The sequence below is a fragment of the Pseudomonas sp. P4_B4 genome (assembly GCF_056402255.1).
On sequence record NZ_JBFUHS010000005.1, the window covers coordinates 235951 to 251866 of the forward strand.

A 15916-nucleotide genomic window follows, 5' to 3' on the forward strand; every position below is an offset into this window, starting at 1 on the left:
GTTCAAAGCGGTCGTTTGGTGCGCATCAACTTCACATACAGGCGTTCGACCTTCTCCCGCGCCCACGGGGTCTTGCGCAGGAACGTCAGGCTCGACTTGATGCTCGGGTCGCTCTTGAAGCAGCGGATATCGATGCGCTCGGCCAGCCCCGACCACTCGTAGTGTTCAACCAGCGCGTTGAGGATCTGTTCCAGCGTCACGCCATGCAACGGATCGGTGTTGTGTTCGGTCATGCCGGGCCTTCGAGCAGAGTGGGAATTGGAAGCCGCGCACCTTACGTTAAATGTAGGTGAAACGGAAAAGATCGCAGCCTGCGGCAGGATACGCATTCCAATGTAGGAGCTGCCGCAGGCTGCGATCTTTTGTCACTGTTACCAAATCCGAAACGATGCATGTCAGCAAAAGCACTTTCTCTATTTGTAACAGAACATTATCCTTGCGCCCCGCTGCCTGCTGAAACGCTTCTGCTTTCGCTTCACGCCTGCTGCTTTCCGTTTATCCCCCAGAAAAAGATCAAGAACTCCGTCTCTATGCCCGACTTTAAAACCCTGCGAGACAGCGCTGTCTTTGCAACTGCTGCCCAGCGAAACATCCTGCCCCTGATCGGTGGCCTCACCGCGCTGGGCCTTGCCTCCTGCGTTCAGGCGGCGCCGGCCTTCGATAGCGATTCACCGTGGATGCTCGGTGACTGGAACGGCACTCGCACAGAGCTCGCGGAAAAAGGCTACGACTTCAAAGTCGATTACACCGGTGAAATGGGCAGCAATCTGCACGGTGGCTACGACCACGACCGCACCGCGCGCTACAGCGACCAGTTCGGCCTGGGCACCCACCTGGACTTGCAGAAGATCCTCGGCTGGGACGATGCCGAATTCCAGTTGACCATCACCGAACGCAACGGCAACAACATCAGCAACGACCGCATCAACGACCCGCGTGTCGGCGGCTTCACCTCGGCCCAGGAAGTCTGGGGCCGCGGCCAGACCTGGCGCCTGACGCAGATGTGGTATCAGCAGAAGTTCTTCGTTGAAAAACTCGACATCAAGGTCGGCCGATTCGGCGAAGGCGAAGATTTCAACAGCTTCCCCTGCGACTTCCAGAACCTGGCGTTCTGCGGTTCCCAGGTCGGCAACTGGGCGGGCGACATCTGGTACAACTGGCCGGTCAGCCAGTGGGCGATGCGGGTCAAATATCACCTGACGCCAGAGCTTTATGCACAGGTCGGTGCGTACGAGCAGAACCCGTCGAACCTTGACCGCGACAACGGCTTCAAGCTCAGCGGTAGCGGCACCCAGGGTGCGGTCCTGCCGGTGGAGCTGGTGTGGACGCCGAAACTCAACGGCCTGCCGGGTGAATATCGCGCCGGTTACTACTACAGCAGCGCCAACGCCACCGACGTCTACAAGGACAGCAATGGCCAACCTGCCGCCCTGACTGGCGAAGCCTACCGCAGCGCCTCGAGTAAACACGGCGTGTGGCTGGGCCTCCAGCAGCAAGTCACCAGCGTCGCCAGCGACCACTCCCGTGGCCTGAGCCTGTTCGCCAACGGCACGATGCACGACAAGAAAACCAACGCCATCGACAACTACGTCCAGGCCGGCCTCGTCTACAAAGGCCCGTTCGACGCGCGCGCCCGGGACGACATTGGTTTCGCCATGGCCCGTGTCCACGTCAACCCGGCCTTTCGCAAGAATGCCGAGGCGACCAACCAGGCCAAGGCCGTCTTCGACTTCGACAATCCGTCCTTCCTGCCGCCCCAGGACACCGAATACAGCGCCGAACTGTATTACGGCGTGCACGTGACCAACTGGCTGACCGTGCGCCCGAACCTGCAATACATCCGCCATCCCGGTGGCGTGAACGAGGTCGATGACGCGCTGATCGGCGGGATCAAGGTCCAGTCGTCGTTCTGACAAACACCACAAAACCCTGTGGGAGCGACATGTGGCGAGGGGGCTTGCCCCCGTTCGGCTGCGAAGCAGTCGCAAAGCATTGCACTCGGTGTGCCTGACACGCCGCAGTTGCAGGTATTGGGGTCGCTTCGCAACCCAACGGGGGCAAGCCCCCTCGCCACACTGCTCGCTCCTACAGGGACTGCGTCAACCACACCAGTTTTATCTGAACCATGCCCGCGCAAGATCGTCATCTACAGTGAACTTGCGCGGGACTACTTGAAACGTCACGGAGAATCACACTATGAGCACTGATAGTGCCTTGGGTCGAAGCCGTCTATGGCCGACCCTGCTCGGCATACTGCTTCTGCTAATGGGCCTGGCCATGCTGGCCGGGGGGATCAAGCTGAGCATGCTCGGCGGCTCGCTGTATTACCTGCTGGCCGGTATCGGCATCGCGCTGAGCGGCGTGTTGCTGATCGCCGCCCGCCGTGCGGCGCTGGGTCTGTACGCACTGGTGCTGTTCGCCAGCACCCTGTGGGCGCTGTGGGAAGTCGGCCTGGACTGGTGGCAACTGGTGCCACGTCTGGCGCTGTGGTTCGCCCTCGGTGTGGTGATGCTGCTGCCGTGGTTCCGTCGTCCATTGCTGATCAACGGCCCTGCCCCCATGGGCACTGGCGCCTTGAGCGTGGCCGTGGTCCTGGCCGGCGCCACCGCCGTAGCCAGCCAGTTCACTCACCCGGGCGAGACCTTAGGCGAGTTGGGTCGTGACTCGGCTGAAATGACCAGCACTGCGCCACAAATGCCTGACGGAGACTGGCAGGCCTATGGCCGCAGCGAGTTCGGTGACCGCTACTCGCCGCTCAAGCAGATCACCCCGGCCAACGCCGGCAAGCTGCAAGAAGCCTGGCGTATCCAGACCGGCGACCTGCCGACCGCCGATGACCCGGTGGAACTGACCAACGAAAACACCCCGCTCAAGGCCAACGGCATGCTCTATGCCTGCACCGCCCATAGCAAGGTGCTGGCGCTGGACCCGGACACCGGCAAGGAGCTGTGGCGTTTCGACCCGCAGATCAAGAGCCCGGTGGGCTTCAAGGGCTTCGCCCACATGACCTGCCGTGGCGTGTCGTACTACGACGAAGCGGCCTACGCCAAGTCTGAAAACGCTGCCTCTGCAGTGATTTCCGAGGCAGGCAAAGCCGTCGCCCAGGCCTGCCCGCGTCGACTGTACCTGCCAACCGCTGATGCACGCCTGATCGCACTCAACGCCGACACCGGCAAGGTCTGCGAAGGTTTCGGTAAAAACGGTGTGGTTGACCTGACTCAAGGCATCGGACCGTTCACCCCCGGTGGCTACTACTCCACCTCGCCCGCAGCGATCACCCGTGACCTGGTGATCATGGGCGGCCACGTCACCGACAACGAGTCGACCAACGAGCCATCCGGTGTAATCCGTGCCTTTGACGTACACGACGGTCATCTGGTGTGGAACTGGGACAGCAACAATCCCGACGCGACCGAACCGCTGCCAGAGGGCGAACACTACAGCCGCAACTCGGCCAACATGTGGTCCCTGGCCAGCGTCGACGAAAAACTCGGCATGGTCTACCTGCCACTGGGTAACCAGACCCCTGACCAGTGGGGCGCAGACCGCACCCCGGGCGCCGAGAAGTTCAGTGCAGGCCTGGTCGCGCTGGATCTGGCCACCGGCAAGGTGCGCTGGAACTACCAGTTCACTCACCACGACCTGTGGGACATGGACGTCGGCAGCCAGCCAACCCTGCTTGACATGAAAACCGCCGACGGCGTGAAACCTGCGCTGATCGCCCCGACCAAACAGGGCAGCCTGTACGTCCTCGACCGTCGCGACGGCACGCCGATCATCCCGATCAAGGAAATCCCGGTTCCGCAAGGCGCCGTGAAAGGTGACCACACCGCGCCGACCCAGGCCCGTTCGGACCTGAACCTGCTGGCCCCGGAACTGACCGAAAAAGCCATGTGGGGCGCCAGCCCGTTCGACCAGATGCTGTGCCGCATCCAGTTCAAGGAGCTGCGTTACGAAGGTCAGTACACCCCTCCGTCGGAACAGGGCAGCCTGATCTATCCGGGTAACGTCGGCGTCTTCAACTGGGGCGGAGTTTCGGTCGACCCGGTTCGCCAGATGCTGTTCACCAGCCCGAACTACATGGCCTTCGTCTCGAAAATGGTGCCTCGCGCCGAAGTCGCGGCCGGCAGCAAGCGCGAGAGCGAAACCGCGGGCGTGCAACCGAACACAGGCGCACCGTACGCGGTGATCATGCACCCGTTCATGTCGCCGTTCGGCGTACCGTGCCAGGCTCCGGCCTGGGGCTACGTGGCCGGCATCGACCTGACCACAAACAAAGTCGTGTGGAAACGCAAGAACGGCACCAGCCGCGACAGCTCGCCATTGCCTATCGGCCTGCCACTCGGCGTGCCAAGCATGGGCGGCTCGATGGTCACCGCCGGCGGGGTCGGCTTCCTCAGCGGCACGCTGGATCAATACCTGCGCGCCTATGACGTCAACACCGGCAACGAGCTTTGGAAATCGCGCCTGCCGGCTGGCGGTCAGGCCACGCCGATGACCTACACCGGCAAGGACGGCAAGCAGTACGTGCTGTTGGTCGTCGGTGGCCACGGCTCACTGGGCACCAAAATGGGTGACTATGTGATTGCGTACAAACTGTCCGAGTAAGTTTTAGCGGCAGTCAAAACAAAGGCGACGCCCTCACAGGCGTCGCCTTTTTTGTGCCACACCGCCCCCCCCTGTGGGAGCGGGCTTGCTCGCGAAAGCGGTGTACCAGAAAACATTTGCATCGACTGACACACTGCATTCGCGAGCAAGCCCGCTCCCACATTTTGACCGTGCACGGCCATGGTTCAGCTAACCTGTCTCTGCGCTGAACACACCTGCGAAACACCGCTTCGCAGAAAATGACCGTTGAAACCACCGCCAACCTGCCCCATCTAAGACCCATACCCATTGCGCAGGTGCCCCCATGAGCGACCAGCAGGAATTCCCCGAAGACCCGAGCGAATACGCCGATCCGGAAAACGCCCCGCAGCACAAACCTGGCAAAGGCCTGGCCTTGCCTGGCCAGAACCTGCCGGACAAGGTCTACATCATCCCGATTCACAACCGCCCGTTTTTCCCGGCCCAAGTGTTGCCGGTCATCGTCAACGAAGAGCCGTGGGCCGAGACCCTGGACCTGGTGGCCAAGTCCGAACACCACTCCCTGGCCCTGTTCTACATGGACAGCCCCCAGGAAGACCCGCGCCACTTCGACACCTCGGCCCTGCCGCTCTACGGCACCCTGGTGAAGGTGCACCACGCCAGCCGCGAAAACGGCAAGCTGCAATTCGTCGCCCAAGGCCTGACCCGCGTCCGCCTCAAGACCTGGCTCAAGCATCACCGCCCGCCATACCTGGTGGAAGTCGAGTACCCGCACCAGCCCACCGAGCCGACCGACGAGGTCAAGGCCTACGGCATGGCGCTGATCAACGCGATCAAGGAACTGCTGCCGCTCAACCCGCTGTACAGCGAAGAGTTGAAGAACTACCTCAACCGCTTCAGCCCCAACGATCCGTCGCCGCTGACCGATTTCGCCGCCGCGCTCACATCGGCCACCGGTAGTGAGCTGCAGGAAGTGCTCGACTGCGTGCCGATGCTCAAGCGCATGGAAAAAGTCCTGCCGATGTTGCGCAAAGAAGTCGAAGTCGCGCGCCTGCAAAAAGAGATTTCCGCCGAAGTTAACCGCAAGATCGGTGAACATCAGCGCGAGTTCTTCCTCAAGGAACAACTCAAGGTCATCCAGCAGGAACTCGGCTTGACCAAGGACGACCGCAGCTCCGATCTCGAACAGTTCGAACAGCGGCTGGTGGGCAAAGTCCTGCCGGCGCAGGTGCAGAAACGCCTCGAAGAGGAAATGAACAAGCTGTCGATCCTCGAAACCGGCTCGCCGGAATATGCGGTCACCCGCAATTACATCGACTGGGCGACCTCGGTGCCGTGGGGCGTGTACGGCGAGGACAAACTCGACCTCAAGCACGCTCGAAAGGTGCTGGACAAACACCACGCCGGCCTCGATGACATCAAGGACCGCATCCTCGAATTCCTCGCGGTCGGCGCCTATAAGGGCGAGATCAGCGGTTCCATCGTATTGCTGGTGGGGCCGCCGGGCGTGGGCAAGACCAGCGTCGGCAAATCCATCGCCGAATCCCTGGGCCGGCCGTTCTACCGCTTCAGCCTCGGCGGCATGCGCGACGAAGCCGAGATCAAGGGCCATCGCCGCACCTACATCGGTGCGCAGCCGGGCAAACTGGTGCAGGCGTTGAAAGACGTCGAAGTGATGAACCCGGTGATCATGCTCGATGAAATCGACAAAATGGGCCAGAGCTACCAGGGCGACCCGGCCTCGGCGTTGCTGGAAACCCTGGATCCGGAGCAGAACGTCGAGTTCCTCGACCACTATCTGGACCTGCGGCTGGACCTGTCGAAAGTGCTGTTCGTGTGCACCGCCAACACCCTCGATTCGATCCCCGGCCCATTGCTGGACCGGATGGAAGTGATTCGCCTGTCGGGCTACATCACCGAGGAAAAGGTCGCCATCGCCAAGCGTCACCTGTGGCCCAAGCAGCTTGAGAAAGCCGGCGTGTCCAAGGGCAGCCTGAGCATCAGCGACAGCGCGCTCAAGGCGCTGATCGACGGTTATGCCCGTGAAGCCGGCGTGCGCCAGCTGGAAAAAAACCTCGGCAAACTGGTGCGCAAAGCGGTGATGAAACTGCTCGACGAGCCGAAGGCGGTAATCAAGCTCGGCCCGAAAGACCTCGAAACATCCCTCGGCAAACCGGTGTTCCGCAACGAACAGGTGCTGTCGGGTGTCGGCGTGATCACTGGTCTTGCCTGGACCAGCATGGGCGGCGCAACCCTGCCGATCGAAGCCACGCGCATCCACACCCTCAACCGTGGGTTCAAGCTCACCGGACAGTTGGGTGACGTGATGAAAGAGTCGGCGGAAATCGCCTACAGCTACGTCAGCTCGCACCTGAAGTCCTATGGCGGCGATCCGAAATTCTTCGACGAGGCCTTCGTCCACCTGCACGTGCCGGAAGGCGCCACGCCGAAAGACGGCCCGAGCGCCGGCGTAACCATGGCCAGCGCCCTGCTTTCGCTGGCGCGCAATCAGCCACCGAAAAAAGGCGTAGCCATGACCGGCGAACTGACGTTGACCGGGCATGTACTGCCGATTGGCGGAGTGCGGGAAAAGGTGATTGCGGCGCGGCGGCAGAAGATTTTCGAGCTGATTCTGCCGGAGGCGAATCAGGGCAATTTCGAGGAGCTGCCGGAGTACCTGAAGGAAGGCATTACCGTGCACTTTGCCAAGAAGTTTGCAGATGTGGCGAAGGTGTTGTTCTGATGTTCCTGTAGCGCCTGTACCGCCGTCTTCGCGGGCAAGCCCGCGAAGGCGTCAGTCCTGACACCACCGCCCAGGCTGACTGTCACACTTTGTCTCATCTTAAGTTATGCTCGCCGTTCGTCGTGAACGCCGGAGCCCCTGACCCCATGTCCCCCATTCGCCTGCTTGTCCCCCTCGCCCTCGCCTTGCTGGCCGCATGCGCCACGCAACCTGCACACAACGTGACCGTGGAAAAACAAAGCGAATGTCCGGTGAAACTCACCAACGGGCAAAACCTGATCCTGACCCTGCCGAGCAATCCGACCACGGGCTATCGCTGGGCGATTCAAGATTCGGCCGGCGGCGTGTTGCACACCCTGGGGCCAGAGGTTTATCGAAATCCGGAAGATGCCGGTATCGTCGGCGCGGCCGGGGTCTCGACCTGGCGCTTTCAGGCTTTTGCGCCCGGCACCGGGCGTTTGCGCCTGACCTCGCAACAGCCGTGGGCGCCGGAAGTGTTGCCGGTGGACTCGTTCGACTGCGCGATCTCGGTTAACTGACCGTGGGCTGGCTGATTCTGGCGCTGATGGGCGCGGTGACCTTCCTTTATGGCCTGAGCGTGCATGCGTCTCTGCTGTGCCTGCTGGTCAAGCCGCTGCCGGTGCTGGCCCTGCTGGGCTGGCTGCAAGACGCACCGCCCGGTGAATATCGGAGCTGGATCAGCCTGGGGTTGATATTTTCCCTGCTCGGCGATGTGTTGCTGGCATGGCCGGGGGATTTGTTCGTGTTTGGGCTGGGTGCGTTTCTGGTCGCGCATCTGGCTTATCTCAAGGCTTATCTGAGCGATTGCCGACGCCTGGCCGTGCTGCCGCTGGTGCTGGCCCTTGGCGTCGGTGCCGTCCTGCTGGGGATTCTGATTTCCAACGGCCTCGGCCCCTTGCTGTTGCCAGTGATTGTCTATGGCACGGCGATCAGCGCCATGCTCTGGCGCGCGCTGGCCCGGCTCGGCACCGAGGTGCCCAAGCGTTCGGCGCTTTTGGCAGCAGCGGGGGCGGTGGCGTTTGTGTTCTCCGACAGCGTAATCGGCATCAGCCGGTTTGTGGTGCCGTTCGATGCCGCGCCTTATGTGATCATCCTCAGTTACTGGCTGGGGCAATGGGGGATCACAGCCTCGGCATTCCCCCAAAGATCACGTTAACCCCTGTGGCGAGGGAGCTTGTCGGAACGCCGCACCGTCCCGCTCGGCTGCGCAGCAGTCGCAACCCCGGCCAGTCTGATCCATCTGATTAAACCGGTTTGAATGGTATTGGGGCCGCTGCGCGGCCCAGCGGGAGCAAGCTCCCTCGCCACAACAGCGTTTCCAACCGCTAACCCCCGCCGCTTTATCAGACAACCCGCGCATCCCCGCGCCAACTTGGCTAAAATGCCGGCCTTTTCCACCTACACCGCTGGAACCGCCGTGAGCAAAGAACCCGATCGCCTTTTCGCCCAGCCTTTGGCCCAGGTGCCTGACTTCGCCTTCAACGAGGACGTGGTGCGGGTGTTCCCGGACATGATCAAGCGCTCGGTGCCGGGTTATCCGACCATCGTGGAAAACCTCGGCGTGCTTGCCGCGCAGTTTGCCCAGCCCAACAGTGTGCTCTACGACCTCGGCTCGTCGCTGGGCGCCGTGACCCAGGCCCTGCGCCGGCACGTGCGCACCGACGGTTGCCGTGTCATCGCTGTGGATAACTCCGCGGCGATGGTCGAACGCTGCCGCGAGTACCTCAACGGGCAGGATTCGATGTTCCAGGAGTTGCTGCCGGTTGAAGTGATCGAGGGCGACATCCTGGCGCTGGAGTTCCAGCCGGCCTCGGTGGTAGCGCTGAACTTCACCCTGCAATTCATCGCCCCGGAGCAGCGCACGGCGTTGCTGTCGCGCATCCGTCAGTCGCTGTTGCCCGGCGGTGCCCTGATCCTCTCGGAAAAACTGCGCTTCGAAGACGAGCAGGAGCACGCACTGCTCACCGACCTGCACATCGCCTTCAAACGCGCTAACGGCTACAGCGAGCTGGAAATAGCCCAGAAGCGCAGCGCCATCGAAAACGTCATGAAGCCCGACAGCCTCGAAGAACACCGCGAACGCCTGCTGGCCGCCGGGTTCTCGAAAGTCGTGCCGTGGTTCCAGTGTCTTAACTTTGCCTCGTTGATTGCCTTGCCATGATTGATCTGTCCCCCCTCGCCCGCCGTCTGGCCGGCACCCCGCTGGCCGACTGGGCCAGCACCCTGCAAGCGCAACTCGACAAGAAAATGGAAAAGGGCCATGGCGACCTGGAACGCTGGCAAAGCGCGCTGGACGCCCTGCCGAAGATCCAGCCGAGCGAAGTCGATTTGCTCAATGGTTTGAAGCTGGATACCGATTGCGACGATGAAACCCGCGCGCAAATGCGTACTGCATTGATGGGCCTGTCGCCATGGCGCAAGGGGCCGTTCGACCTGTTCGGCGTGCATGTCGATACCGAATGGCGCTCGGACTGGAAGTGGTCGCGGGTCGCTCCGCACCTGGACCTGAAAGGCAAGCGCATCCTCGATGTCGGCTGCGGCAACGGCTATTACATGTGGCGCATGCTTGGCGCTGGCGCGGACAGCGTGATCGGCGTCGATCCGAACTGGCTGTTCTTCTGCCAGTTCCAGGCGGTGCAGCGTTACTTGTCCGAGCCGAATGCCTGGCACCTGCCCTTCCCGTTCGAAGACCTGCCGCCGAACCTCGAAGGGTTCGACACGGTATTTTCCATGGGCGTGTTCTACCACCGCCGTTCGCCCATCGAGCATTTGCTGGCGCTGAAGGATTGCCTGGTCAAGGGTGGTGAACTGGTGCTGGAAACCCTGGTGGTCGAAGGCGACAAGCATCAGGTGCTGGTGCCGGAAGACCGCTACGCGCAGATGCGCAACGTGTGGTTCCTGCCGTCGGTGCCGGCGCTGGAGTTGTGGCTGCGTCGGGCCGGGTTCACGGATGTGAAGTGCGTGGATGTGAGCACCACCACGGTCGAGGAACAGCGCGGGACGGAGTGGATGAAGTATCAGTCGCTGAGCGATTTCCTCGATCCCGAGGATCACAGCAAGACCGTTGAAGGGCTGCCGGCGCCGATGCGCGCCGTCATTGTCGCCCGCAAGTAAACCCCAATCTCCCGATCAACGGAGATCAAAATGTGGGAGCGGGCTTGCTCGCGAAGAGGGAGTGTCAGTCAACATTAATGTGTCTGACCCACCGCTTTCGCGAGCAAGCCCGCTCCCACAGGGGTTCGGTGTTCAGTCTGAGGACTTCGCGCGCCGTGCCTTGAAGAATTCGCTGAGCACCGCCCCACACTCCTCCGCCAACACCCCGCCTTCATACAACACCCGGTGATTCAAAAAACCCTGGGTAAAAAACTGCCCCTGGCTCTGCACGATCCCGGCTTTCGGCTCCAGCGCACCGTACACCACACGCGCAATCCGCGAATGCACGATCAGGCCTGCGCACATGCTGCACGGTTCCAGCGTCACATACAGCGTGCTACCCGGCAGGCGGTAGTTGCTCACGGCCTGAGCGGCGGCGCGGATCGCGACCATCTCGGCGTGAGCGCTCGGGTCGCTGCCAGTGATCGGACAGTTGAAGCCGCGACCAATGATTTCCCCGTCCTGCACCAGCACCGCGCCCACCGGCACTTCGCCGAGGGCCGCGCCTTGGGCCGCCAGTGCCAGGGCCTCACGCATGAATTCGCGATCACGGCTGCGGTCGATGATGGCGGCGGGACGAATCTGACGCATCACGCCACCTCGATGGCGGCCATCAGGCCGGTTTCCATGTGGTCGATCACATGGCAGTGAAACATCCATACACCCGGGTTATCCGCCACCAGCGCTACCTGCGCGCGCTCGTTCTTGCCCAGCAGGTAGGTGTCAGTGAAGTACGGAATGACCTTGTGCCGGTTCGAGGCGATGACCTTGAAACTCATGCCGTGCAGGTGAATTGGGTGCTGGTACTGAGTCATGTTCTTCAATTCGAAAATGTAGCTCTTGCCCTTCTCAAGCTTGGCAATCGGGCGGTCGGCGCAGGTCTTGTCGGTGATGTCCCACGCCTTGCCGTTGATCTGCCACAGGCTCGGCGGCTTGCCGTTGTCGACATTGACCGACACCGAGCCGACCCATTCGAAATTGAAGTTGAGTTTCTCGGCATTGGCCAGGTCCGGCTCGGCGATCGGGTTGGCCGGCAGGGCCGGCGGCCACTCGGTCGGCGCATCGGTATTGGCCACCGAACGGAACGTGCCCAGGCGCACCGGACCGTTGCGCAGCGACAACTCCTCACCGGCCGGCGGCGCCTTGATCGCCAGGCAAATGCGCATGCCCGGACCGAGCCAGTATTCCTTGCCGAGTGGACGCGGTTCGATCGGATTGCCGTCCAGCGCATAGATCTGCGCTTCGACGCCGGGAATGTTCAGGCGATAAGTCAGGGTGTTATCGAGGTTGAGCAGGCGTACACGGGTGATCTGCCCGGCCGGCAGGTCGATCACCGCTTGCGGCACGCCATTGATGGTCGCCAGGCGCCCCGCCGTACCGCCACGGGCCGCTTCACGGGGAATGCTGAACTCGACGAAATTGCCGACGTCGTCGACATGCCAGCTCTTGAGGCTCAAGGTCTTTTCATACTTGAAACCGGTCGGCTCGCGTTCGTCGATGATCAACGGGCCGACCAGGCCACGGCCGAGTTCCTCACTGCTGTTCACATGCGGGTGATACCAGTAGCTGCCGGCATCCGGCACGCGGAATTTGTAGTCGAAGTATTCACCCGGCAACACCGGCAATTGCGACACGTAAGGCACACCGTCCATTTCCAGCGGCAGGCGGATCCCATGCCAGTGAATGGTGGTGGCGACCGGCAGATGGTTGATGAAGCGCACCCGCAGCCATTCACCCTGGCGCGCCCGCAATTCGGTGCCCGGCGCCGACGGACCGAAGGCCCAGGCCTGGGTCTTGTGCCCGGCGACCAGTTCCACGTCCAGCGGCGCTGCGATCAGCTCGTAATCGTGGCCCGCCTCGGCGTCAGCCATCTTGCCCAGCCAGTAGCGCGACGCGCCCCCCGCACCGACACCAACGACAACAAGACCGGCCAGGCCACCGAGGATTTGGCGACGGGTAAACGACATGAACTCAACTACCTCACGTATCAGCGACAGGCCCGGGGCCCGCAAAAGGCGAATACGATACACCCGCAGTTGTGAAAGAAACAGCAAAGCGGGCGTGACGACGGGCCGCAGCGGGGCTGCAATCTGTTCAGCTCTGCCTCTGACAACACAGATCCATCAATACCGGGCACCGTGCGCCGTCATTCCTACAGATCCGGCTGTAGTCCGCAGCGCATAGTGCCGACTTCAAACCCATCCATTTCTCAAGGAGAGAGAAATGAATTCTTCAGATACAAACTCACAATTCCTACTTCCCAACCCCGACGACGTGCGGGCCCTCAACGACCTGGTGGTCCCGTTCGTGGAAGCATGCCCCGACATGCACGACATGGCCCATATCGAAGCCCGGGGGATTCTGGACAAATACGGCATCCAGCACATCGATCCGGACCGGGTCTGGTGGCACCGTTTCGACAACACCTCGGTGTCCAGCAACAAGGCCTTCCTGTTCTGGGAGCACTACCCCAAGCCCATTGAGTCGCTGACCTTGCCGCAACTGGTGATCCAGCGCTTTCAAGCCCACGACCAGGACAATGCCGACTTGCTGGACAGTGACGGCGGTTTCTACAACGAGGGGGCGAACGCCCGGATCTACAACGAAACCAACGAAGTGAAGATGTACCCAAGCGTGGTCATCAAGGACCTGTGGCGCATCAATTTTCACGACCGCTATTGGGACAAGATGGGCGCCTTCTGGCGCAATCATTCGGACAACTTCCGAACCCTGGCCAAGCTCAATTTCATTTCCAAGGCGCTGGAGGAGCACGATGGCTCACGCCTGAGCAACGAGAACCTCAAGACCGTGCTCAAGGCCGTGGCCGGCCATCTCTCCTGGCCCATCACCCTCGACATGCTCCACGCCCATGAGCCGCCTGCCGAAGGCCTGCGGGTCGCGCCGCTGTACATCGGCAACTACTTCGCCTGCGACATACTGCGCATCATCGACCGCCAGGGTCGGCAGATCCTGTATACCCCTGGCGAAACAGATGCCTTCCATGTATTCGAAACCTCCCACGACCTGCACTGGTGGCTGTTGTGCCAGAACAACCACCCGGATAATCGCGCCCGCTTCATGGCGCACTTTCCCCTGTCGGCCCAACAACAGGATGGCGACAACGTCGGCCTGAATCACACGATCGACCTGCTGTACTCGACCTGGGGCAAATACGACAGCAGCCTGTTCGATCAGGACGCGCCCGACATCGAGGGTGACGTCTTCAGCTGGATCCGTGACTCGGTCAGGGAACGTATGTTCGACGATGCCGATCTGTCCCTGCGCTCCAATGGCGACCTGCGGGAAAAGATGTGGATCGGCTACCTGAGCACCTTCAGCCGCCTCTTTGGGGCGATGGCCGTGGTGGGCTGGCCGGTTGCCCTGGCGGCTGTCGGCGCCGGCCTGGCCAACATCGGCCTGAACATCGACCTGGCCGTCAACGGGAAGAATACCCAGGAGCGCAAGGCCGGTGTACTCGGCGCCATCTTCAGCAGCATCGATACCCTCTTCAATGCGCTGGCGCTCGGCGGCTCGGTCGAGGTAGCGGAAGTCGGTGAAGCCAACGATGAGTTCACCCCCCAGGAGAATCTCGCCGCCGAAAACGAACACCCCAATGGCGCCCCGCCGAAAATCACCGTTACCGCTCCTGGTCGAGCCTATGTCCTGGAAGGTGAAAACCCGCTGGCCCCGTTCGAGACCAATGAGGTACTCGACGGGTTGGAGGTAGCGGCCGAGGAAGGCCAGTACCGCAACATTTATCAGCCGGCGACGGGCGGCAACTACATCAGGATCAATGGCGACTACTACCTGGTGCGCTACGTCAACGAGTTGAAGACCTGGGTCATCATCGATCCCGCCAATCCGTTCTCGTTTTACCGCAACCTGCCGGTTCGCTTGAACGCCGCGGGTGAATGGGAACTCCTGACACGGCCCGGGCTGTATGGCGGCGGTAGCATTTTCGGATGCTGGCCATGGGGAAGGACGCCAGAACCTTTACCTAACGTAGCCAGCCCCACCACTGTCTATGACGTGCCCCAGGCATTACGGGCCGAGTTGCTGCCTATCGTCACTGACGTTTACAAAGTCAATCAACTCAGTGACGCTTTCGACGACATCTTTAATCCCGGAGGCGCTCTGATGCAGTTCAAGGCCCTGAGAAAAACCTTGTTTCGAGACGCAGAGGCCTACTATCAAAACCTTCCGGAACTCCCTCCCAGGCCGACCATTCCGACCTTTGGCCCGGTAAGCCGAACCAAGGACATCATCGAGACGCTGTTCGAAGAGTCACCCGCCCTTGTAGTCGGCGAAAGCCACTCCAGCATTGGCAGCAAACAGTTCCTGATCGAGAACATGGAAATACTCAGCAAACAAAAGGTTAAAACCTTGTACATGGAACACCTGCTCAACGACTTCCATCAGGCGGACCTGGATGTTTTCAACAAGAGCGGCGTAATGTCGAAAAGCCTGAAAAGTTACCTGAAGAACCTTGATATAGGTCATCACACCGATCCCTCTGGCCGATTCACCTTTATGAAAGTGGTCAAGGCCGCGCAGAAAAACCACATTCGCGTACAGGCGATCGACTGTGCCGCCAGCTATCGCGTCGATAACATGTTCGAGACAGCACACGCCCACCGGCACAAAATGATGAATTACTTTGCCAAGATCATTATCGATGCTGATCAGGCCGCTAGAGGCCCTCATCGCTGGATTGCACTGGTTGGCAATACCCACTCCAATACCTGGGAAGGCGTCGCGGGTGTCAGCGAACTGGAAGGGGGCATCGGACTGCGGGTAAAAAGTGGCGAGGTCGCCCAGCCCACGAGCATTGAGCCAGATCCGGGAGAATCCGGAACCAGCAGAACAGACAGCACCGTGTTCACCATCAAGAACGACCTGCTCCTGCAAGTGGAATCCCCAGAGCTTGCCAGGGAACTGGTACTCGAGGCTGCACTCAATCAACCGGGCATGCTCAGCATCGAGAAGTACGGCAACCAGCTCGAATTGGTTCACCGCGCCCGGGACGGCTCACTGGTGCGCACACTGATCCACGCCGACGCCACAGGCGTGTACATCGAGCGCCCACAGTGGGGCAGCATCAATAATAAGCAATTTGCCAGCCTGGCCGACCTTTCGGATGCATTGCGCCGCAATGGCTTGAAACCCACACGCGTCCCTTGAAATCGGCATAGGGGACGGCCTTCACAGGCCGTTCCCCTGCCACACCACCCGGCATGCGGGTCCGCACCGGGCGGTTCGAGAGATTGAGGTCAGGAGAGACGCGGTAAACCCGTTCTGTCGAACCACGCCATATCGAGCACTCGGTTGAGTTCAAGAGCGCTATTGCGCCACCAGGAGCGAGAGTTTCCCGCCACTTTGCGGGCAGTAACCTCACTTGCACCCAACTTGCGT

11 protein-coding genes and 1 pseudogene are annotated in these 15916 nt (G+C 61.2%); 8 read left to right on the top strand and 4 right to left on the bottom strand.

The features are described from left to right. Positions 1–2: 2 nt before the first annotated feature. Positions 3–233, bottom strand: coding sequence for a VF530 family protein (locus AC1DVE_RS08720; RefSeq protein ID WP_007985772.1), 231 nt, complete (start codon positions 231–233; stop codon positions 3–5). A gap of 297 nt (positions 234–530) precedes the next feature. Here AC1DVE_RS08720 and AC1DVE_RS08725 point away from each other — a divergent pair, with 297 nt between their 5' ends. From AC1DVE_RS08725 to cmoB, 7 genes are all read left to right on the top strand, one after another. After that, positions 531–1913, top strand: coding sequence for a carbohydrate porin (locus AC1DVE_RS08725; RefSeq protein WP_223458680.1), 1383 nt, complete (start codon positions 531–533; stop codon positions 1911–1913). A 283-nt stretch (positions 1914–2196) separates the two neighbouring features. After that, positions 2197–4608 carry a glucose/quinate/shikimate family membrane-bound PQQ-dependent dehydrogenase gene (locus tag AC1DVE_RS08730; RefSeq protein ID WP_223458678.1) on the top strand — a complete coding sequence of 804 codons (2412 nt, stop codon included), beginning with the start codon at positions 2197–2199 and terminating at the stop codon, positions 4606–4608. A 304-nt stretch (positions 4609–4912) separates the two neighbouring features. Next, positions 4913–7330 (top strand): endopeptidase La, encoded by a 2418-nt coding sequence (gene lon / locus AC1DVE_RS08735; protein WP_223458675.1) that lies wholly within the window; start codon positions 4913–4915, stop codon positions 7328–7330. 146 nt (positions 7331–7476) lie between these two features. Continuing rightward, complete coding sequence (locus AC1DVE_RS08740) at positions 7477–7869, top strand: protease inhibitor I42 family protein (RefSeq protein ID WP_223458673.1); 393 nt, start codon at positions 7477–7479, stop codon at positions 7867–7869. A gap of 2 nt (positions 7870–7871) precedes the next feature. Beyond that, positions 7872–8507 carry a lysoplasmalogenase gene (locus AC1DVE_RS08745; RefSeq protein WP_223458671.1) on the top strand — a complete coding sequence of 212 codons (636 nt, stop codon included), beginning with the start codon at positions 7872–7874 and terminating at the stop codon, positions 8505–8507. Between the two features lie 225 nt (positions 8508–8732). After that, a complete protein-coding gene (gene cmoA, locus AC1DVE_RS08750) occupies positions 8733–9512 on the top strand; it encodes a carboxy-S-adenosyl-L-methionine synthase CmoA (RefSeq protein WP_223458669.1) in 780 nt (259 codons plus the stop codon). Then, entirely contained in the window at positions 9509–10465 is a 957-nt protein-coding gene (cmoB, locus tag AC1DVE_RS08755) for a tRNA 5-methoxyuridine(34)/uridine 5-oxyacetic acid(34) synthase CmoB (protein WP_223458666.1), read from the top strand. The genes cmoA and cmoB overlap by 4 nt, the downstream gene beginning before the upstream one ends. A gap of 132 nt (positions 10466–10597) precedes the next feature. Here the strand turns inward: cmoB and tadA are convergent, their stop codons facing one another. After that, positions 10598–11095 carry a tRNA adenosine(34) deaminase TadA gene (gene tadA / locus AC1DVE_RS08760; protein ID WP_223458664.1) on the bottom strand — a complete coding sequence of 166 codons (498 nt, stop codon included), beginning with the start codon at positions 11093–11095 and terminating at the stop codon, positions 10598–10600. Next, positions 11095–12471: a multicopper oxidase family protein gene (locus AC1DVE_RS08765; protein ID WP_223458662.1), complete on the bottom strand. Its 1377-nt coding sequence runs from the start codon at positions 12469–12471 to the stop codon at positions 11095–11097. The genes tadA and AC1DVE_RS08765 overlap by 1 nt, the downstream gene beginning before the upstream one ends. A 256-nt stretch (positions 12472–12727) precedes the next feature. On the opposite strand from AC1DVE_RS08765, the gene AC1DVE_RS08770 reads away from it, so the two are divergent. Further along, positions 12728–15685, top strand: coding sequence for a membrane-targeted effector domain-containing toxin (locus tag AC1DVE_RS08770; RefSeq protein WP_223458659.1), 2958 nt, complete (start codon positions 12728–12730; stop codon positions 15683–15685). An 89-nt stretch (positions 15686–15774) separates the two neighbouring features. Here AC1DVE_RS08770 and AC1DVE_RS08775 read toward each other — a convergent pair. Beyond that, positions 15775–15916: pseudogene (locus tag AC1DVE_RS08775) on the bottom strand (group II intron reverse transcriptase/maturase); the annotation flags it as partial.